Below are 20,073 nucleotides of genomic sequence, written 5' to 3'. Positions count from 1 at the left end.
AACTCCCCTGGAACATGTCGCGCACTGCGGACCCTATCCGCCCGGGGCGCCCGCTGCCCATGGGCGGACGGATGGTGAGACCGCCCGGGAACGGAGACCGGTCAGGGGAGGCCGGGGGCGCGGTCCGGGGGCGGCGCGCCGGGTCAGCGCCCGACCGCGTACCCCTGCGCACCCCGCGGGTTGGCTCCCGCCGACAGCACGCCGGTCTCCGGGTCGCGGGCGACCGCGCAGAGCCTGCCCTCGGTCCACGGCCCGGCGACGGTGACGCGGTGGCCGCGGGCCCGCAGCTCGGCGACGGCCCGCTCGCCGAGGCGGGACTCGACGGTGAGGCTGCCGGGCAGCGTGGTGCGCGGGTGGAACGAGCCGGGGAAGGCGCTGGTGTGCCAGTTCGGGGCGTCGATCGCGCCCTGGAGGTCGAGGCCGCCGCGGACCCGTTCGCGCAGCGCGACGCCGAGGAAGAAGTGCAGGCTCCACTGGTCCTGCTGGTCGCCGCCCGGCGTGCCGAACGCCAGCACCGGCTGCCCGTCGCGCAGCGCCAGCGAGGGCGTGAGCGTGGTGCGGGGGCGGCGGCCCGGGGTGAGCGAGCTGGGCAGGCCGGGCTCAAGCCAGGTCATCTGGAGGCGGGTGCCGAGCGGGAAGCCGAGCTCCGGTACGACGGGGCTGGACTGGAGCCAGCCGCCGCTGGGGGTCGCGGCGACCATGTTGCCGTGCCGGTCGACCACGTCGAGGTGGCAGGTGTCGCCGCGGGTCGCGCCGTCCGGGCCCACGGTCGGCTCGCCCGCCCCCGGCACCGCCATCGCCGTGTCGGTCGCGTCGGGCCCGACCGGCATCGCGAGCCTGAGCTTGGCCAGCCTGGGTGTGCGCCCGCCGGGTCGGCCGGGCCGCAGTTCGAGGGAGGCGGTGCCGCCGACCAGGGCGCGGCGGCGGGCGGTGTAGGCGGGCGAGAGCAGGTCGGCGAGCGGGACGTCGGCCGCGTCGCCGTACCACGCCTCGCGGTCGGCGAACGCGAGCTTGGCACCCTCGACCACGGTGTGCACGAAGGCGCCGCTGCCGTAGGGCAGTTCGCCCGCCCCCAACTCCTCGGGCAGCAGGGCGAGTTGCTGGAGGAAGACCGGGCCCTGACTCCACGGGCCCGCCTTGGCGACGGTCCAGCCGTTCCAGTCGTACGTGACCGGGTCCTCGTACCGCGCGGACCAGGCGGCCAGGTCGTCGCCGGTCAGGACGCCCGCGTGGCGTTCGCCGGAGGTGTCCATGGCGGGCCGGGCCACCCAGGCGGCGAGCGCCTCGGCGACGAAGCCCTCCCGCCAGACCGCCCGGGCGGCGTCGAGGCGGTTCTCGCGGCTGCCGCCCGCGGCGTCGGACTCGGCGATGACGCGGCGCCAGGTGCGGGCGAGGGCGGGGTTGCGCAGCAGGGCGCCCGGCGCCGGGGCCCGGCCGCCCGGCAGGTACAGCTCGGCCGACGTCGTCCACTCGGTGGTGAACAGCTCGCGCACCGCCTCGACGGTGGCGCCGATCCGTTCGACCGCCGGATGGCCGTGGTCGGCGTAGCCGATGGCGTACTTCAGCACGTCTTCCAGCGACTTGGTGCCGTGGTCGCGCAGCAGGAGGAGCCAGGCGTCGAACGCGCCAGGCACGGTGGCCGCCAACGGGCCGGTGCCGGGGACGAGTTCGAGGCCGAGGCCGGTGTAGTGCGCGATGGTGGCGGCGGCAGGCGCCGGGCCCTGGCCGCACAGCACCCGCACCGGGCCGCCCGCCGGGGCGAGGATGATCGGCACCTCGCCCGCGGGCCCGTTCAGGTGCGGCTCGACGACGTGCAGGGTGAAGGCCGCCGCGACCGCCGCGTCGAAGGCGTTGCCGTCGTCCTCCAGCACGGCCACGGCGGACTGGGAGGCCAGCCAGTGGGTGGAGGAGACCATGCCGAACGTGCCCTGGAGGGTGGGACGGGTGGTGAACACGGGCAGTCCTCTCGCGGTCGGGCCAGGAGGGACCTGTCCCGGCCGTCCGCGCCGCAAACGATCCGCGGCGGCGCGTCTCGAGTGCCGGACGCGCGCCGCCGGTTCACGGCCTTCGCGGGGCGAACCGGTTCACGGCCTCGGCAGGTCGAAGTAGTGCATCAGCCCGCCCGCGAGCCGTAGGTCGCCCTGCGCCTTCAGCCTGCGCACCAGGTACAGCGCGGGCCCGGAGGCGTTGCCGGAGGCGAGCCGGAGCAGTTCCGGCGCGGCCATGGTCAGGGTCAGCCGGGGCGTGCGGTCGGTGGCGTGCGCGGTCACGACGCAACGGCGGTGCGCGATGTGCGTCTCGTACGTGTCGACCGCGCCGCCCTCGCCGGTGATCCGCCAGCGCACCAGCGCCTCGCGGTCGCCCGCCGCGTCCGGCCGGAAGAGCGTCTCCATCCGCCGGAACAACTCGTCCAGCACGCGCCTGCGGTGGGGGCCCGCCATGATCCGGGCGGTCTGCCGGGCCGGGGTCGCCTTGACGATGCGGGCGAACTCGGCCGGCTCCACGGAGCCCAGGTCGAGCGTCCCGAGGTCGAGCGTGTCCAGGCCGGTTCCGGGGACGTGGGCAGAACGGTCGCCGGTCACCATGGCGGGCACCCTTTCTGAGGTCTGACGGCGCGGACGCCCGAGGACACTACTGACGGGTAGGTCACGGGTATGGCTAGAACCGCGCCAGGAGCACCGCAAGACGCCCCCAAGAAGGACAATACGGTCGCGCCGCGGGGCGCGGGTCCCACGGCGTCAGCGCGCCCGCTCCAGCGCCCTGAGTACCGCCCTCGCCGCGTGGTGCCCGCACATCCCGTGCACTCCGGGCCCCGGCGGGGTGGCCTGCGAGCACAGGAAGACCGCGGGGTCGCTCGTCGCGTACGGCACCCTGCGCAGCGCGGGGCGGATCACCGCGCGCAGTCCGGCCGTCGAGCCGCACAGGGCGTCGCCGCCCACGTAGTTGGCGTTGCGGGCGGCGAGTCGGGCCGGGCCGCTGACGGCGCGGGCCAGGACACGGTCAGTGAAGCCGGGGGCGAAGCGCTCGATCTGTGCCTCGATCGCGGCGGTGGCGTCGCCGCGCCAGCCGTTGGGCACGTGGCAGTAGGCGTAGAAGACGTGCTTGCCCTCCGGTGCGCGGCTCGGGTCGGCGAGCGTGGGCTGCGCGGTCAGCACGAACGGCACCTCGGGCTCGCGTCCCCGGGTCACCGCCCGCATCGCCGCGCCGATCTCGCCGTAGGACGGCCCGAGGTGGACGGTCCCGGCGCGGCGGGCCTGCGGCGCGGTCCACGGCACCGGACCGTCCAGCGCGTAGTCGACCTTGAACGTGGCGGGCCCGTAACGGAAGCCCCGGTAGGCGCGGTCGAGGCCGGCGATCCGGGCGAGCGCGGTGGGCGAGGTGTCGAAGACGTAGGCGCGGGCGGGCGGCAGGTCGGCGAGCGTGGTGACCGTGACGCCGGTGCGGATGACGCCGCCGTGGACGCGCAGCAGGCTCGCGAGCGCGTCGGAGATGGCCTGCGAGCCGCCGCGGGCGAACGGCCAGCCGCCGTCGTGCCCGGCGAGCAGGAAGGTCAGCGCGCCGCCCGCGGTGACCGGTCCGGTCATCGGGCCGACCAGGTGGGCGGCGGCGCCGGCGAGCAGGCCGCGCGCCCGCTCGTGACGGAAGCGCCGCGCGAGGAGCGCGACCGGCAGGCCGCCGACCGCCCCGAAGCGGGCGAACAGCAGCGGATGGCGCGGCAGCCCCGCCCACTGCGGGCGCAGCACGTCGCCCGCCAGCGCGTCCCAGCGCCCGGTGAACGGCTCCACGAGCCTGCGGTACGCGCCCGCGTCCCGCGGTCCGAGCGAGGCGGCGGTCTCACCGACGTCGCGGGCCAGTACGGCGGCGGTGCCGTCCGGGAACGGGTGGGCCATCGGCAGCTCGGCGTGCGCCCATTCCAGGCCGTGTTCGCGCAGCGGCAGGCTGTTGAAGACGGGAGAACCGGCGCCGAAGGGGTGCGCGGTGGAGCAGGGGTCGTGCCGGAAGCCGGGCAGGGTCAGCTCCTCGGTGCGGGCTCCGCCGCCCACCGCGTCGGCCGCCTCGTACACCTCGACGCCGAGCCCCGCCCGGGCCAGCTCCACCGCGGCGGTCAGCCCGTTGGGCCCGGCCCCGATCACGATCACGTCCGCAAGATCCCTGTCCACGCCTCCACGGTGCCAGACGCCGTGTCCCGCCGCGTCACCCGGTCGGGCCCGGCGCCCGGATCACGTCGGCCCGGCGGCCGGGCGGGAGGGCCCGCATGAGTCCCGCGTACAGCAGCAGCGCCGAGGCGAGACCCACCGCCCAGCCGTAGTCGGCCAGGGGCTTGAGGAACGGGATCATGCCGTGGGCCGGGAACGGGCCGGTGCCGGGGGCCGAGTACGAGCCGCCGACCGCCAGCAGGCCGCCGACGGCGAACGCGGTCACCGCCCGCCAGTTCCAGCCCGCCCGGTACCAGTAGGGGCCGTCCGGGCGGTAGAGGCCCGCGAGGTCGAGGCGGGTGCGGCGGACGATCCAGTAGTCGGCGATCAGGACGCCCGCGACCGTGCCGAGCAGGCCGCCGACCACGCCGAGCCAGGTGTAGATGTAGACCTGCGGCGAGGAGATCAGCTTCCAGGGGAAGATGACGACGCCCACCACGCCGGTCAGCAGCGCGCCGCCCCGGAAGGTGAAGACGCGCGGCGCGAGGTTGGACAGGTCGTAGGCGGGCGAGACGACGTTGGCCGCGAGGTTGCAGCTGATGGTGGCGATCAGCACGGTCAGCAGCGCGAACAGCACGCCCATCGCGTTCGACAGGTGGGAGGCGAGCTGGATCGGGTCCCACACCGGCTTGCCGTAGACCGCCTGCGATCCGGAGGTGACCAGGACCGACAGCAGCGCGAACGCGGTCATCGTGGTCGGCAGGCCCAGCGACTGCCCGCGCACCTGGGCCCGTTGGCCCGCGCCGAAGCGGGTGAAGTCGGGGATGTTGAGCGACAGCGTGGACCAGAAGCCGATCATGCCCATCAGGGAGGGGAAGAAGACCGGCCAGAAGCGGTGGCCCCAGCCGAGCTTCGACGGCTGGTCGAGCAGCGGGCCGAGGCCGCCCGCCTTGACGGTGATCCAGATCAGCAGCGCGATCGCGCCGACGAGGACGAAGGGCGCGGCCCAGTTCTCGAAGCGCCGCAGCGTCTCCATCCCCCGGGCGATGATGGCGAGTTCGATCAGCCAGAAGACACCGAACGACAGCCACTGCGTCCACGGGTAGCCGCCGACGGCGGAGGCGTTCGCCCAGCCGTGGCCGAAGAGCTTGCCGGCCAGGAAGAAGATGCCCTCGCCGCCGATCCAGGTCTGGATGCCGAACCACGCGCAGGCCACGGCGGCCCGCACCAGCGCCGGCAGGTTCGCCCCGCGCAGCCCGAACGACGCCCGGGCCAGCACGGGGAAGGGTATGCCGTACTTGGGCCCGGCGTGCCCGGTCAGCAGCATCGGCACCAGCACGATCAGGTTGGCCAGCGCGATGGTCAGCACCGACTGCTTCCAGTCCATGCCGAGCGCGACCAGGCCCGAAGCCAGCGTCCAGGACGGGATGTTGTGGGCCATGCCGACCCACAGCGCGGTGAAGTTGTAGGTCGTCCAGTGGCGTTCAGCGACCGGCACCGGGCGCAGGTCGGCGTTGGCGAAGCGGCCGTCGTCGGGCACCTCGCCCGCGGACAGCTCCAGCGGCCCGTCGGCGGCGGCGGGCGGGAGCGCCGCCCCCGTGGTCATCTGCCCTGCCCCAGCGCCGGGATGACGTGTTCGCCGTAGGCGTCGACGACCGCCTCGCGGGCGTCGTGCATGGCGTACACCGCGAACTGGTCGACGCCCAGCTCCCGCAGCGCCCGCAACTTCTCGACGTGTGCCTCGGGCGGGCCGATCAGGCAGAAGCGGTCGACCACGGCGTCCGGCACGAACGCGGTGTCGGGGTTGCCCGCCCGCCCGTGGTGCGCGTAGTCGTACCCCTGCCGGTCCTTGACGTACGCGGTCAGCTCGTCGGGGACCATGCCGGAGTGCTCGCCGTAGCGGCCGACCAGGTCGGCGACGTGGTTGCCGACCATCCCGCCGAACCACCGGCACTGCTCGCGGGCGTGCGCCAGCCCCGCGTCGCTCCCGTCGGTGACGTACGCGGGCGCGGCCACGCAGATCGTCACCTCGCCCGGGTCGCGCCCGGCCTCCTCGGCCGCGGAGCGCACCGCCTTGACCATCCACTCGGTGAGGAAGGGGTCGGCGAGCTGGAGGATGAAGCCGTCCGCCTCGCGCCCGGCGAGCGCGAGGGCTTTGGGCCCGTACGCGGCCATCCAGACCGGCAGTCGGCCGTCCCTGACCCACGGCAGGCGCACCCGGTTGCCGTCGACCTCCGCCTGGCGGCCCTCGGCCAGGTCCCGGATGACGCCGATCGCCTCGCCCAGCCGTGCGAGGGTGTTGGGCTTGCGGCCCGCGACGCGCATCGCGGAGTCGCCGCGGCCGATGCCGCAGACGGTGCGGTTGCCGTACATGTCGTTGAGGGTGGCGAAGGTGGAGGCGGTCACCTCCCAGGTGCGGGTGCCGGGGTTGGTGACCATCGGGCCGACGACGAGGTGGTCGGTGTGTTCCAGGATGCGGCTGTAGATGACGAAGGGTTCCTGCCACAGCACGGCGGAGTCGAAGGTCCAGCCGTAGCGGAAGCCGTTGCGTTCGGCGCGGCGCATGAGTCCGACGACGGCGGAGGCGGGCGGATCGGTCTGCAGGACGAGTCCGAAGTCCATCTGTCGGCCCTACTTTCTGATTCCTGAAAGCGGTTCGGCCGTTCGCCGCCACCCCGTGATCACGCGGGGCGGCGGCGACCCGGTGGTCAGAGCAGGTACTGACAGGTGCCGCGCGGCTGGTACTGGCCGTGGCCCGCGCGGCCGACGAACTCCCGTCCCTCGATGACGAGTTCACCGCGCGACAGGACGGTCTCCACCCGGCCGGTGATCCGGCGGCCCTCGTACGCCGAGTAGTCGACGTTCATGTGGTGGGTCTCGGCGGAGATGACCTGTTCGGTGCGCGGGTCGTAGACGACGATGTCGGCGTCGGCGCCCGGCGCGATGGTGCCCTTGCGCGGGTGCAGCCCGAACATCCGGGCGGGCGTGGCGCAGGCCAGCTCGATCCAGCGGCGGCGGGTGATGTGGCCGTCGACCACGGCCTGGTGGAGCAGGTCCATCCGGTTCTCCACGCCGGGCAGGCCGTTGGGGATACGGGAGAAGTCGCCGCGGCCCAGGTCCTTCTGCCCGGTGAAGCAGAACGGGCAGTGGTCGGTGGAGACCACGGACAGGTCGTTGGTGCGCAGGCCCCGCCACAGCGCCGCCTGGTGCTCGACCGGGCGCAGCGGCGTGGAGCAGACGTACTTGGCGCCCTCGAAGTCGGGCTCGGCGAGGTTGTCGGTGGACAGGAACAGGTACTGCGGGCAGGTCTCGCCGAAGACGTTCAGGCCGAGGTCGCGGGCGCGGGCCAGCTCCTCGACCGCCTCGGTGGCCGAGACGTGGACGACGTACAGCGGGGAACCGGCGACCCGGGAGAGCTGGATGGCGCGGTGGGTGGCCTCGGCCTCCAGCAGCGCCTTGCGGACCTCGCCGTGGTAGCGGGGGTCGGTCTTTCCGGCGGCCAGCGCCTGTTCGACGAGGACGTCGATGGCGATGCCGTTCTCCGCGTGCATCATGATCAACCCGCCGTTGACGGCGGCGCGTTGCATGGCGCGCAGGATCTTGCCGTCGTCGCTGTAGAAGACGCCGGGGTAGGCCATGAAGAGCTTGAAGGAGGTGACGCCCTCCTCCACGAGGGTGTCCATCTCCTTGAGCGTGCGGTCGTTGACGTCCGCGAGGATCATGTGGAAGCCGTAGTCGACGGCGCAGCGTCCGTCGGCCTTGGCGTGCCAGGCGTCGAGTCCTTCGCGCAGCGACTTGCCGACGCCCTGGATGGCGAAGTCCACGATGGTGGTGGTGCCGCCCCAGGCGGCGGCGCGGGTGCCGGTCTCGAAGGTGTCGGAGGCGTAGGTGCCGCCGAACGGCATCTCCATGTGGGTGTGGGCGTCGACGCCGCCCGGGATGACGTACTTGCCGGTGGCGTCGATGACCCGGTCGGCGCTGGGCGTGAGGTCGGTCCCGGTGTCGCGGGCGAACAGGGCGACGACGCGGCCGTGGTCGACCAGGACGTCGGCGTGGGTCTCCTCGGCGGCGGTGACGACCAGGCCGCCGCGGATGAGGGTGCTGGTCATGCGCGCTGTCCTTCCGTGGTGGCGGCGTGGGCCTCGCTCAGCGCGCTCTGCAGGACGGCGGCGCCGCGTTCGGCCTCGGCGACGGTGAGCGTCAGGGGCGGCGCGATCCGCAGGACGTTGCCCGCGCGGCCGCCCTTGCCGATGAGCAGGCCGCCTTCGCGGGCGGCTTCCAGGACCGCGGTGGCGATCGCGGGCGACGGCTCGTCGGTGCCGGGTTCGACCAGCTCGACGCCGATCATCAGCCCGCGCCCGCGCACCTCGCGCACGACCGGGCTGGCCGCGGCGATCGACTGGAGCCTGGCGAGCAGCAGTCCGCCGACGCGCCGGGCGTTGCCCTGGAGGTCGTGGTCGACGAGGTAGGTGAGGTTGGCGAGCGCGCCCGCGGTGGTGACGGGGCTGCCGCCGAAGGTGGAGAGGGAGTTGGCGTCCAGGCAGTTCATCACCTCGGCGCGGGCGACGACACCGCCCATGGACAGGCCGTTGCCGATGCCCTTGGCGAAGGTCAGGATGTCCGGCGGGCCGGCCTGCGCGTGTGCCTGCCAGCCCCAGAAGTGGTCGCCGGTGCGCCCCCAGCCGGTCTGCACCTCGTCCGTGATCCACAGGATGCCGCGTTCGGCCAGCACCTCGCGGAACGCGGCGAGCAGCCCGTCCGGCGGCGAGGTGAACCCGCCGACGCCCTGCACCGGTTCGGCGATCAGCGCGGCGACGGTGCCGTTGGCCTGCCCGAGCACGTCGCGCAGGTCCTCGACGCAGGCCGCGACGAACTGGGCGTCCGTCAGGTGGGCGAACGGGCCCCGGCTGCGGATGCCGCCGTGCACGTACAGGGTCTGGAGGGGCGACAGGCTCGTGGGCGACCAGGAGGAGTTGCCGGTGATGCCGATCGAGGTGAAGGAGCGGCCGTGGTAGCTGTTGCGCAGCGCCACGATCTGGTTGGAGCGGCGGAAGGTGGTGGCGAGCAGCAGCGCCGTGTCGTTGGCCTCGGTGCCGGAGGTGGTGAAGAAGACCCGGGCGTCGGGGATGCCGGACAACGCGGCGATGCGCTCGGCGAGTTCGACGGCGGTGCGGCTGAGGTAGAGGGTCGAGCTGTGCAGGATGCGGCCCGCCTGCTCGCTGACCGCCTTGGTGACCTCGGGCAGCGCGTGCGCGGTCATGGTGGTGAGGATGCCGCCGAAGAAGTCGAGGTACTCGCGTCCCTCGGCGTCCCAGACCCGGCGGCCCTCGCCGTGGGTGATCTCGAGGGGCTCCCGGTAGTAGGTGGCCAGCCAGTCCGGCATGACGGCGCGATGGCGGGCGAGGAGCGCGGAGTGCGTGGGGTCGGTCATGGCTGCCATAACGATCAGGGCTCCACGAGGTCGCCGTAGGCGTCGGGGCGGCGGTCCCGGTAGAACGCCCACTGCTGCCTGACCTCGTCGATCAGCCCGAGGTCGAGGTCGCGCACGACCAGCTCCTCCTTGGTGTCGCTGGCCGGCTCCCCGACGAACTGCCCGCGCGGGTCGACGAAGTAGGAGGTGCCGTAGAAGTCGTTGTCGCCGTACTCCTCCCGGCCGACGCGGTTGATGGCGGCGACGAAGTACTCGTTGGCGACGGCCGCCGCGGGCTGCTCCAGCTGCCACAGGTAGGCGGACAGGCCGCGCGAGGTGGCGGACGGGTTGTAGACGATCTGCGCCCCGGCCAGGCCGAGCGCGCGCCAGCCCTCGGGGAAGTGCCGGTCGTAGCAGATGTAGACGCCGACCTTGCCGACGGCCGTGTCGAAGACCGGCCAGCCGAGGTTGCCGGGCTTGAAGTAGTACTTCTCCCAGAAGCCCTTGACCTGCGGGATGTGGTGCTTGCGGTAGGTGCCGAGCACGGTGCCGTCGGCGTCGATGACGGCGGCGGTGTTGTAGTAGAAGCCGGACTGCTCGATCTCGAAGACCGGGACGACGATCACCATGCCGGTCTCCCGGGCCAGCGCCCGCATGCGCTGGACGGTGGGGCCGTCCGGGACCGGCTCGGCCCAGCGGTAGTGCTCCGGCTCCTGCACCTGGCAGAAGTACGGGGCGTTGAAGACCTCCTGGAATCCGATGATCTTCGCGCCCTGCGCGGCCGCCGCACGGGCGTGTTCCTCGTGCTTGGCGATCATCGATTCGGTGTCACCGGTCCAGGCGGCCTGGACGAGTGCGGCGCGTACGACTGTGGCCATGACCAGCTCCTCTGACGCGACGTCAAGCGGGGTCTACGCACGTAGAACCCGCCGAGGGAAAGACGGTAAGAGCGCATCACCCACTGTGGCAATACGTAGGTCGTTACTCAACGAAGACGATCACGTTTCGTCCGGTCGCCCTCACCGGAGGGCGCTGATGGCGGCCGGATCGGCAGGCTGGCTTGCAAGGCCGACTTGGCAGTCCACCTGTCGATCGCTTACGGTGCCGGGGTGCCAGGACCGGATCACTCACGCACCGCCGTCGAGCTCGCGACCGTCGTCGCGCAGCTCAGCCGGCGTATGCGGGCCGCCGCGCCGCACGGCGGGCTCACGCCCTCGCAGCGCATCGTGCTGGGCCGCCTCGCGGAGGGTGACGCCACCACGGCCGCGCTGGCCCGGGCGGAGCACGTGCGGCCCCAGTCGATGCGCCTGACCGTCGCCGCGCTGGAGGAACAAGGGCTGGTCGAGCGCCGTCCCGACCCCGGCGACGGCCGTCAGGTCGTCGTGTCGCTCACCGAGGCGGGCGCCCGGTGCGTCGCCTCGGTGCGGGACGCCAAGCGCGGCTGGCTGACCGAGGCCATCGAGACCGAGCTGACCGAGGCGCAGCAGCGCGCCCTGGCCGACGCCGTCGCCCTGCTGAGGCGACTGGCCCAGTCCTGACACCCCCGGACCACCCGGGCCCGGACGCCCCGGGCCGGAACCACCCAGGCTCGAACCACCCAGGAAAGAAAGAAGGCGGCACCCATGCCCGCTACGCGACTCGACCCCCGTACCGCGCTCGTCCTCGTGGACCTCCAGAAGGGCATCGCCGGCGCCCCGGTCCAGCCGCTGCCCGCCGCGCAGGTCGTGGGCAACGGCGCGCGGCTCGCCGCCGCGTTCCGCAAGGCCGGGCTGCCGGTCGTGCTGGTCAACGTGACCGGGGGCGCCCCCGGCCGCACCGAGCGCGCGCACTCCGGCGGTCAGCCCCCGGCCGACTGGGCGGAGCTGGTGCCGGAGCTGGACCAGCAGCCGGACGACATCACCGTGACCAAGCAGACCTGGGGCGCGTTCCACCACACCGCCCTCGACGAGGAGCTGCGCGGGCGCGAGGTGACCCAGGTGGTCGTCGCGGGCATCGCGACCAGCATCGGCGTGGAGTCCACCGCGCGCTCCGCGTACGAGCACGGCTACAACGTCACCGTCGCGACCGACGCGGTGACCGACCTCGACCCGGAGACCCACCGGGTCAGCGTCGAGAAGATCCTCCCCCGCCTCGGCGAGACGGACACCACGGACGCGATCATCGCGCTGCTGGGCTGAGCGGACGGGCCGACCGCGTGTCGGAGGCGGCGGGCGCGTGGGGAACGCGTCCGCCGTCTTTCGGGGGGCCGCCCCCTTCCCCCCGCGCCCCCTCAGTCCCGTTCCGGCTCGTGCGCCCGCGCGCGGGGTGGCCAGCTGGCCGGGTCCAGCAGGCCGAGGACGTAGGCGCGGGCGACCAGGGCGGCCCGGTTGGGCGCCTGGAGTCTGCGCGAGAGCCTGCCCAGGTGGTAGTTGACGCCGTCCACGGTGAGGTCCAGTTCGCGGGCGATCGCGGCCGTCGTGGCACCGGAGGCCACCAGCGCCACCACCTCCGCCTCCCGTTCACCCAGGTCCATGCCGGGCGGCGGACCGGGTAACGCGCGGGGCGGCTCCTCCTCGCGCAGCGTCACCAGCAGCGCCGGGGCGTTCTGCGTGTCACCGCCGACCGGCTCGACGGTGAGCTGACCGGTGCCGGGCGTGCCGCCGGTGCCCTGCCAGCGCACCGGCAGGTGGTAGCGGGAACGGCGGCCGGTGCGCAGCGCCTCGGCCAGCCGTCGCAGCCGGTCGTGGTCCTGCGGGTCGAACAGGTCCAGCAGCCTGCGCTCGCGCAACTGCCCCGGCCGCAGTCCCCACAAGGCGGCGAACGGCGGATTGACGCCCGAGATCACGCCCTCGGTGTCGGCGATCGCGATCGGCACCGGCGAGCGGTCGAGCAGCATGATGAAGCGGTTGTGCCAGGCGGCCGCCTCCCGCCGCCAGTGCGCCGCCGACCCGCCCGCGTCGTCCCCCGTCGGGCCCGCCGCCCCGGTCACCGGCCCGCCCGCCACATCGCACGGGTCCTGTCCAGCCCCCGGCGGCGTCCGCCCACTACACGAACGTGCAGTCGCCGGGTCCTGGCCGCTTCCGGTGTTCGCCATCGTGGAAGGGACGGCGGATCGCTGGTCACCCATCAGCACGCCGTCCCAGGGAGGGAGCCCCCATGACGCGCAGTGCCGACCGGACCGCGATCCCGGTGGCCGACATGACCCGTGACGGCCTGGGGACACGTCCGCTCCAGCGCACGATGGACCTGGCCAGGGAGCACGGGCCGCTGTTCGTGCGGCGGTACGGCGAACGCGACGCGCTCTTCGCCTGCTCGCTGGACCTGGTGACCGAACTCGCCGACGAGGAGCGGTTCGCCAAGGCGGTCGGCCCGGCGCTCGAACACGTCAGGGAGTTCGCCGGGGACGGGCTGTTCACCGCGTACAACGACGAACCGAACTGGGCGAAGGCGCACGACATCCTGCTGCCCGCCTTCGCGATGGGTTCCCTGCGCACCTACCACCCGACGATGCTACGGGTCGCCCGGCGCCTGATCGCCTCGTGGGACGCGGCACTGGCGGACGGCCGCCCGGTCGAGGTGGCCGAGGACATGACGCGGATGACGCTGGACACCATCGGGCTGGCCGGATTCGGCTACGACTTCGGCTCGTTCGGGCGCGACGAGGAGCACCCGTTCGTCGCGGCGATGGTGCGCTGCCTCGCGCACACCCAGGGTCTGCTGGCCCGCCGCCCGGACGACGGACTGGACCACCCGGCGCAGGACGCGGCGTTCCGCGCGGACGCCGACTACCTGGCCGGGGTGGTGGACGAGGTGATCGACGCCCGGCGGGCGAGCGGCGAGACGGGCACCGACGACCTGCTGGGGCTGATGCTCCAGGCACCGCACCGGGTCTCCGGCGAGACGCTGGATCCGGCCAACATCCGCAACCAGGTCATCACCTTCCTCATCGCGGGCCACGAGACGACGTCGGGCGCGCTGTCCTTCGCGCTGTACCACCTGCTGAAGAACCCGGCGGTGCTGCGCCGGGCACGGGACGAGGTGGACGCGCTGTGGGGCGACGCGGCCGACCCGGAGCCCGCGTTCGAGGACGTGGGGCGGCTGACGTACGTACGGCAGGTGCTGTGCGAGGCGCTGCGGCTGTGGCCGACGGCGGCCGTCTTCGGGCGCACGGCCAGGGCGGACACCGAACTGGGCGGCGGCAGGCTGACGATGCGCGCCGGGGACACCGCGTTCGTGCTGACGCCGATGCTGCACCGCGACCCGGTGTGGGGCGACAACGTCGAGCTGTTCGACCCGGACCGCTTCGCGCCGGAGCGGGAGGCGGCGCTGCCCCCGCACGCCTTCAAGCCGTTCGGCACGGGTGAACGGGCCTGCATCGGGCGGCAGTTCGCGCTGCACGAGGCGGTGATGCTGCTGGGGCTGCTGATCCACCGCTACCGCTTCCTCGACCACACCGGCTACCAGCTGCTCATCCGCGAGACGCTCACCTTCAAGCCGGAGGGCTTCACCCTGGAGCTCGCCCGCCGCACCGAGCGCGCGACCGCTTCGGGGCCTGCTGATTCCGTATCCGTGCCCGACGAGGCCACAGCCCTGGCGACGCGCGTCGTGCCGGGGACCGAGCTGACCGTCCTGCACGGCTCCAACCTCGGCTCCTGCCGGGAGCTCGCCGGACAACTCGCCGACCTGGGAACGGAGTTGGGGTGCGAGGTGAGCGTGGCACCGCTCGACGCGTACGCGGACGGCACGCTGCCGCGCACCTCCCCCGTCGTCATCGTCGCCGCCTCCTACAACGGGCGGCCCACGGACGACGCGGCAGCGTTCGTCTCCTGGCTGGAGGGCGAGCACGCAGCGGCGGACGGCGTGCGGTACGCGGTGCTGGGCGTCGGCGACCGCAACTGGGCCGCCACCTACCAGCGCGTGCCCACGCTCGTCGACGACCGCCTGGCGGCCCTCGGCGGCGAACGGCTACTGCCCAGGGGCGAGGCGGACGCGGGCGGCGACCTGGCGGGCGGGGTGCGGCGGTTCGCCACGGCCCTGCGGCACGCGCTGCTGGCCCGGTACGGGGACCGCGACAACGCGGGGACCACGGGCGAGTCGGTCTCCGGTCCCCCGCACACGGTCGCCGTCCTGTCCGGCGGACCGCTCGACGCGCTGGCGCGACGGCACGAGGTCGTTCCGATGACGGTCGTCGAGAGTCGTGAACTGGTCGACATGGCACACCCGTTGGGCCGCTCGAAGCGGTTCGTCCGGCTCGCGCTGCCCGAGGGTGTCACGTATCGCACCGGCGACCACCTGGCCGTCCTGCCGGTCAACGACCCGGACGGCGTGGAGCGGGCCGCGCGCCTGCTCGGCGCCGACCCGGACGCGGTGCTCTCCGTCCACGCGCACCGCCCGTCACGCGGCGCGCTGCCGGTGGACCGTCCGCTGTCGGTACGCGAACTCCTCACGCATCACCTGGAGTTGACGGCACCGGCGACCGCCGAGCAGATCGCCGTACTGGCCGACCACAACCCGTGCCCGCCGGAGCGGCTCGCCCTGAAGGAGCGTCAGCCGGGGCCGGACAGCGTGCTGGACCTGATCGAGCGGCACCCGGCGCTCGTCGGCGCCCTGGACTGGCCGACGGTGCTGGAACTGCTGCCCGCGCTGCGGCCGCGTCACTACTCGGTCTCCTCCTCCCCCGCCGGCTCGCCCCGCCACGTCGACCTCATGGTGTCGCTGCTGCGGGCACCGCACCGGTCGGGCGAAGGGACGTACGAGGGCGCCGGGTCCGCGTGGCTGAACCGGGTGCGCGCGGGCGACACGGTGTTCGCGAGGGTGGCGCCGTGCCGCGAGGCGTTCCGCGTCAGGACCGACGTCCCGGCGATCATGGTGGCGGCGGGGACCGGTCTCGCGCCGTTCCGCGGTGCCGTCGCCGACCGGGTCGCGCTGCGCGCCGCCGGAAGCCAACTGCCGCCCGCGCTGCTGTACTTCGGCTGCGACCACCCGGACGTCGACCTGCTGCACGGCGACGAGCTGCGGGCGGCCGAGGAGACCGGCGCGGTCGGCCTGCGCCCGGCGTTCTCGCACGCGCCGCGCGACGGGCGGCGCTACGTCCAGCACCGCGTCGCCGCGGAGGCGCGCGAGGTGTGGGAGTTGCTGGAGGCGGGCGCGGTGGTCTACGTCTGCGGCGACGCGACCCGGCTGGCGCCCGGCGTGCGGAAGGCGTTCACCCAGGTGCACGCGGAGTGCGCGACGGACGGCGGGGACCCCGCCGCGTGGCTCGACTCCCTTGTCGCGCAAGGCCGTTACGTCGAGGACGTGTACGCGGCGGGCTGAGGGCGGGCTTCGCCGCTTCGTCGGTGGTCTCGTCGGCCGCGGGCGAGTGTGCGGCTTAAGGGTCCACAGACTAGCTGACCGCCACCGGTTCCGTCTGACCCCTGAGGAAACCCCTGGTCAGGCAGCGAGAGGCCCCGCCCATGCGCCACGGGGGTACGACGCACGGACGGGGCCGCTGGTGGTGTGCTGGTCAGCGCTGAGCGTGCACGGGAGCGCTTTGGGACCGAAGCTCAGTTAGGCGGCGCTGGTAGAGCGGTCCGGCCACGTGTGCCGCCCGTGCCTCACTGGGCGCTGACTGTTCGATCAGGTGATGGGCCACGGCCTTGAGGTGAGCCGACCACGCCAAGACGTGCTGTTGCGCACTCCGGCCGCACTCGTCAGGTTCACCAGGAAGGCACAGGGGCAGCGTCGGCCCGACCTTGTTCGCGGCGTGCCGGATATAGCCCGCGGTCCTGGCCCAGTCCTCTTCGGTCCGCTGTATGGCGTTGGCGTTCCCGTCTGCGTCCCACCGGCCGAAGTCGTCCCCGTGATCTTCCATTGGTGAACTCCTGGTGATCTCAGCGGTTAAGCGGGTGCACCGATCGTAGCCGGACCCGTCCCGGCGTCCGCCTCTCTCGGGTCGCAGTGCCCCACGGACGGGACGCAGGGCCCGCACGGTCCGCACATGGGAAGGAATTGCGGGGGCGTGCAGGACTGCGCCCCTTCCCCGTGCACGGCCGTGATGTCGGCCAGCACTTCGGCCATGGCCGCTCCTCCCCAGATTTCGGAAAGGGGCGCGTCCACCACGTTACCGATGGTGAGGAACCGGCCCAGCACGCACGGCCACACGTCACCGGTCGGCCCGATGGCGCATTTCTCGTGTGCGCAGTGCCCGCACAGGTCACCGATGGTCGGGGCAGCGCCCTTGCTCGCACGGCCGAATGCCCGGGTCCGGTCTCCGCCAACGGTGCCGACTCCCAGCGCGGAAAGGTCCCGTGCAGCCTCTTGTACCCGCTGACCTTCCTGCACGGCCACCACCCCGCCGCGAAGCGGGATATTGAGGCTGAGCGCCTTCTCAACGTTCGCCCGAGTCTTCTTGTGCGAACCCCGGAGCCTGGTCACGCTGTCGTGTTCCTCGGCCGTGTCCGAGTAGTACGACGTGGCGAGTTTGACTCCGCATTCAGTGAACGTCTCCCACAGCTCCGGGCGAATGTGGGTCATGTTCGAGAAGACCTCTACGGACAACCCGGAACCGTGCGCGTACCGGATCAGCTCCGGAAGGTGCAGGTACAGCGTCGGCTCTCCGCCGATGAACTGGACATCAAGCGCGCCCATGCCCGAAAGCTGGTCGATCACCCGCGCCCAGTCCTGCACGGTCATGGTGCCGTGCGTTCCCTTCGGTGACGAGTCCGCGTAGCAGTGATCGCAGAACTCGTTACACAGTCCCGTGACCTCTAACCACGCGAATTTCAAAGCGTTTTGGGCAGCATTCACCCTCAGACTCCCAACTCTGTGGTGGTTACTTGCCTTCCCGTCCCCGGCGGGAATCCCAGTGGTTCAAGCTCATCCGCCGGGGACGAAAAACTAGTCGGTGGACGCTTCCGGGACGGCCTACCCGTCCCGGGTCACCCGCGCATGGTCGGTGAACTCTCGGCGGAAGAGGTCATGCCCGGTCCGGCCGGTGTGGTTCAGCGCCCACGTCTGCGCTGCTACAGGCTCACCCTGGAGACCGGAAGACGCTCCACAGTCGGCAGTCATGCAGAACAGCTCAGCGGTAACCCCGCCCGCTGGTTCGTGTCCGATGGTGTGGTTCACGAACCGATAGACAGCGCGCGTGCTCACTGGTGGCCTTCCGGGTGCCGCCGCATGTAGACGTTGCAGTCGGTCACGGTGGTCATGTCACCACCAGCGCGGGCACGGTCACGCACGTTGGCAAGTTCCGTACACCCGAGGCAGCCCTCAACGGGCGTCGGCTCCAACTGGTCCTGCCGCAACGGCAGTTCAACCGGATCGCCCGGGTAGGTCTTCGTCCCGCTCACGTCCAACCCCCTACATCGCTTCCCTGTCATCCGTCGTCGGATGAGCAGTCAACGACCGGGAACGGGCCACGCTCCACAGGTTTGCACGAACTTGCACGCCGATCCATGGCAGGCGGTCTTGACTGTCCACGCTGTAGCGGGAGGATGGCTGTGCAAGTTCAGGCAAACCACGCACGGAATGAGGCTGACATGGCGCTACGGTTCGTCGGGATTGACCCGAACACCGATCACGACCACTGCCCCACCGTCTGGGCCGACGAAGAGGTGGGAGAACTGGTATTGCAGGGCTGGAAGGCCAGTCCTGAACTCCGCACGGCCTGTGAGGCGAATACTCCGGCCAACGGATCGATCCCGGACAGCGAAGAAGTCATCAGGATTCCGGCGCGCATGGTGCCGATGATCCGGAAAGCGTGCGATGCAGTCGAGCGTTCCGCCGTTCAGTGAGCTACTGGCCAACACCCGCGAATCTGCCGTTCATTTGGAGATGCGGGATGACTACGGCACCAATCCCCGGCTAGAAGCATGGCAGCGCGGTGAGCGCGTTGACTGGAATGACCGCGAATCGTGGTGGCACCCGTTCCACCAAACCATTGCGGACGCTGTTGCCCGGGGCGTGGTCATTCGGCGGGCGCGTGTGGTGTCGGAGCCTGTCAGCGAATACATCCGCTGGGAGTACGACGCGACACAAGGCAACGTTGCCGCCGGGGAAGAAGTCCGATGGCTTCCACGGAGTCAGGCAACGGGATTCCTGGTGCCCGCAAGTGACTTCTGGCTCTTCGATGGCAACCTACTCCGCGTGCATCACTTCGCGGGGGATGGAAGTCATGTCATAGACGAACTCAACACTGATGCCGAGACGCTAAAACTCTGCGCTTCGGCATTTGAGACCATCTGGCAGCGAGCCACCCCACACAGCAAATACACCATCTGAGCGCAACCGGACAGCCAACTTATGTCATCTCCTTCGTCCAAAGCCCAAGAAGCCAGGGAAGCCGTAGCCGGTCGGTTGCGGGAAATGAGGCTTGACGCAGGAATCACGGGGCGTGAGTTGGCTGTCCGGTGCGGGTGGAGCGAGTCCAAGTCATCGCGCATTGAGCACGCCAAAACTCCACCGAGCGACGCAGACATAAGGGCTTGGTGCACAGCGTGCGGCGCGTCGGAACAAGCTGATGACTTGATTGCCGCCAACCGGCAGGCAGATTCCATGTACGTCCAGTGGAAGCGGCTACAGCGGACAGGGCTGAGGCGGCTACAGGAATCCGGCGCCCCTCTCTACGAACAGACCCGGCAATTTCACGTCTACTGTTCCAACGTGGTGCCCGGCTTCTTCCAGACTCCTGGCTATGCAACCGCATTGCTGACTTCCATTGCACAGTTTCGCGGTACGCCAGACGATGTGTCGGACGCTGTGGCAGCACGCATGGCCCGATCGCACGTCATCCGCGAAGGTGACCACCGATTCGCGGTGCTGGTTGAAGAATCGGTGTTGCGGTACCAGATTGGCAGCGCCGAAGTCATGGCCGCTCAGCTAGGTCATCTGCTGTCGGTCATGGCGCTTCCGTCAATCTCGCTGGGCATCATTCCGTTCACGGCACCCCGGGACGCGTGGCCGCTGGAAACATTCACCATCTTTGACCGTCAGCGAGTCCACGTGGAAACCCTGTCAGCGGCCATTAAGGAAACTCAGCCCAGTGACGTTGCGCTGTACCTCAAGGCGTTTGGGAACTTGAAGGAAGTTGCCGCCTACGGAGCGGGAGCCCGCTCGCTCATCACAGCAGCCATTGATGCCGTGGGCTCAAACGCAGAAAGCCCCGCACCGGCCACCGGGAAGGTGGCGGGTACGGGGCTGTATAATCACGCACCATGGACGCAGGATTAGCAGCCGTGTGCGGCGCACTGGCGGGCTCTCTGGGAACAATTGGTGCTGCATTAGCATCTGGGCGCGCACAAAGGACCGGTGCCAAAATTGCTGCACGTGCGGAACATCGAAGGTCTCGGCGTGAGCCGCGAGAAGCCAAGTATAAGAAGTACGTCTCTTCTGTGGGCGCTCTACTTGACTGGGAATACCTTGACGACGAAGCCGGTCAGGACGACGAACTGCATTTGCTGCTCATAGACATTAGGTCTTCCTGGACTGAAGTGGTTTTCGCTGGCCCATTGCCCGTGAAATTACCAGCCGACCGCCTAATGAGCGCATGCGTGGACTTTCGAATAG

General features: G+C 71.4%; 17 protein-coding genes and 1 pseudogene. 6 read left to right on the top strand and 12 right to left on the bottom strand.

What is annotated here, in order from left to right; genetic code table 11:
- Positions 1 to 143 precede the first annotated feature (143 nt).
- The 8 genes from K7472_RS13685 to K7472_RS13650 all read right to left on the bottom strand — a co-directional run bounded on the left by K7472_RS13685 (position 144) and on the right by K7472_RS13650 (position 10,424).
- Entirely contained in the window at positions 144 to 1,955 is a 1,812-nt protein-coding gene (locus K7472_RS13685) for a gamma-glutamyltransferase family protein (RefSeq protein ID WP_222977580.1), read from the bottom strand.
- A 129-nt stretch (positions 1,956 to 2,084) separates the two neighbouring features.
- On the bottom strand, positions 2,085 to 2,585 hold the full coding sequence (locus K7472_RS13680; RefSeq protein WP_222977579.1) for an SCP2 sterol-binding domain-containing protein: 501 nt from the start codon (positions 2,583 to 2,585) through the stop codon (positions 2,085 to 2,087).
- A 153-nt stretch (positions 2,586 to 2,738) separates the two neighbouring features.
- The gene (locus tag K7472_RS13675; protein WP_222977577.1) at positions 2,739 to 4,160 is read right to left on the bottom strand and encodes a phytoene desaturase family protein; all 1,422 of its coding nucleotides are present in this window, start codon (positions 4,158 to 4,160) and stop codon (positions 2,739 to 2,741) included.
- A 34-nt stretch (positions 4,161 to 4,194) separates the two neighbouring features.
- Positions 4,195 to 5,742, bottom strand: coding sequence for an NCS1 family nucleobase:cation symporter-1 (locus tag K7472_RS13670; protein ID WP_222977575.1), 1,548 nt, complete (start codon positions 5,740 to 5,742; stop codon positions 4,195 to 4,197).
- Complete coding sequence (locus K7472_RS13665) at positions 5,739 to 6,758, bottom strand: TIGR03842 family LLM class F420-dependent oxidoreductase (protein WP_222977572.1); 1,020 nt, start codon at positions 6,756 to 6,758, stop codon at positions 5,739 to 5,741. Before K7472_RS13665 ends, K7472_RS13670 begins: the two co-directional genes overlap by 4 nt.
- Before the next feature lie 86 nt (positions 6,759 to 6,844).
- Positions 6,845 to 8,245, bottom strand: a complete 1,401-nt coding sequence (gene hydA / locus K7472_RS13660; RefSeq protein WP_222977571.1) for a dihydropyrimidinase — start codon at positions 8,243 to 8,245, stop codon at positions 6,845 to 6,847.
- Positions 8,242 to 9,576 carry an aspartate aminotransferase family protein gene (locus K7472_RS13655; protein WP_222977569.1) on the bottom strand — a complete coding sequence of 445 codons (1,335 nt, stop codon included), beginning with the start codon at positions 9,574 to 9,576 and terminating at the stop codon, positions 8,242 to 8,244. Before K7472_RS13655 ends, hydA begins: the two co-directional genes overlap by 4 nt.
- A 5-nt stretch (positions 9,577 to 9,581) precedes the next feature.
- Positions 9,582 to 10,424 carry a nitrilase-related carbon-nitrogen hydrolase gene (locus K7472_RS13650; protein ID WP_222977567.1) on the bottom strand — a complete coding sequence of 281 codons (843 nt, stop codon included), beginning with the start codon at positions 10,422 to 10,424 and terminating at the stop codon, positions 9,582 to 9,584.
- A gap of 231 nt (positions 10,425 to 10,655) precedes the next feature.
- On the opposite strand from K7472_RS13650, the gene K7472_RS13645 reads away from it, so the two are divergent.
- Positions 10,656 to 11,084 (top strand): MarR family winged helix-turn-helix transcriptional regulator, encoded by a 429-nt coding sequence (locus tag K7472_RS13645; RefSeq protein ID WP_372457960.1) that lies wholly within the window; start codon positions 10,656 to 10,658, stop codon positions 11,082 to 11,084.
- Between the two features lie 84 nt (positions 11,085 to 11,168).
- A complete protein-coding gene (locus tag K7472_RS13640; protein ID WP_222977565.1) occupies positions 11,169 to 11,723 on the top strand; it encodes an isochorismatase family protein in 555 nt (184 codons plus the stop codon).
- Between the two features lie 92 nt (positions 11,724 to 11,815).
- Here K7472_RS13640 and K7472_RS13635 read toward each other — a convergent pair whose 3' ends face one another.
- Positions 11,816 to 12,529 carry a helix-turn-helix transcriptional regulator gene (locus K7472_RS13635; protein WP_308013897.1) on the bottom strand — a complete coding sequence of 238 codons (714 nt, stop codon included), beginning with the start codon at positions 12,527 to 12,529 and terminating at the stop codon, positions 11,816 to 11,818.
- 152 nt (positions 12,530 to 12,681) lie between these two features.
- Between K7472_RS13635 and K7472_RS13630 the strand changes: the two genes are divergently transcribed.
- Complete coding sequence (locus tag K7472_RS13630; RefSeq protein ID WP_222977556.1) at positions 12,682 to 15,840, top strand: bifunctional cytochrome P450/NADPH--P450 reductase; 3,159 nt, start codon at positions 12,682 to 12,684, stop codon at positions 15,838 to 15,840.
- A 564-nt stretch (positions 15,841 to 16,404) separates the two neighbouring features.
- Here the strand turns inward: K7472_RS13630 and K7472_RS13625 are convergent.
- The 3 genes from K7472_RS13625 to K7472_RS13620 form a co-directional block, all read right to left on the bottom strand.
- Complete coding sequence (locus K7472_RS13625) at positions 16,405 to 17,313, bottom strand: radical SAM/SPASM domain-containing protein (RefSeq protein ID WP_308013896.1); 909 nt, start codon at positions 17,311 to 17,313, stop codon at positions 16,405 to 16,407.
- Positions 17,314 to 17,430: 117 nt separating this feature from the next.
- The gene (locus K7472_RS33825) at positions 17,431 to 17,661 is read right to left on the bottom strand and encodes a DUF7848 domain-containing protein (RefSeq protein ID WP_443729196.1); all 231 of its coding nucleotides are present in this window, start codon (positions 17,659 to 17,661) and stop codon (positions 17,431 to 17,433) included.
- Positions 17,658 to 17,858 carry a hypothetical protein gene (locus K7472_RS13620; RefSeq protein ID WP_252395584.1) on the bottom strand — a complete coding sequence of 67 codons (201 nt, stop codon included), beginning with the start codon at positions 17,856 to 17,858 and terminating at the stop codon, positions 17,658 to 17,660. The genes K7472_RS33825 and K7472_RS13620 overlap by 4 nt, the downstream gene beginning before the upstream one ends.
- 189 nt (positions 17,859 to 18,047) lie before the next feature.
- Between K7472_RS13620 and K7472_RS13615 the strand changes: the two genes are divergently transcribed.
- The 3 genes and pseudogenes from K7472_RS13615 to K7472_RS13605 form a co-directional block, all read left to right on the top strand.
- Positions 18,048 to 18,302: a hypothetical protein gene (locus K7472_RS13615; RefSeq protein ID WP_222977550.1), complete on the top strand. Its 255-nt coding sequence runs from the start codon at positions 18,048 to 18,050 to the stop codon at positions 18,300 to 18,302.
- Positions 18,274 to 18,789 (top strand): DUF6879 family protein, encoded by a 516-nt coding sequence (locus K7472_RS13610; RefSeq protein ID WP_222977548.1) that lies wholly within the window; start codon positions 18,274 to 18,276, stop codon positions 18,787 to 18,789. The genes K7472_RS13615 and K7472_RS13610 overlap by 29 nt, the downstream gene beginning before the upstream one ends.
- A gap of 21 nt (positions 18,790 to 18,810) precedes the next feature.
- Positions 18,811 to 19,650, top strand: a pseudogene (locus tag K7472_RS13605) (helix-turn-helix domain-containing protein); the annotation flags it as partial.
- Positions 19,651 to 20,073: the final 423 nt, after the last annotated feature.

Source organism: Streptantibioticus parmotrematis, assembly GCF_019890615.1.
Classification (GTDB): domain Bacteria; phylum Actinomycetota; class Actinomycetes; order Streptomycetales; family Streptomycetaceae; genus Streptantibioticus_D; species Streptantibioticus_D parmotrematis.
This window is presented reverse-complemented; position numbering and strand designations above follow the sequence as displayed.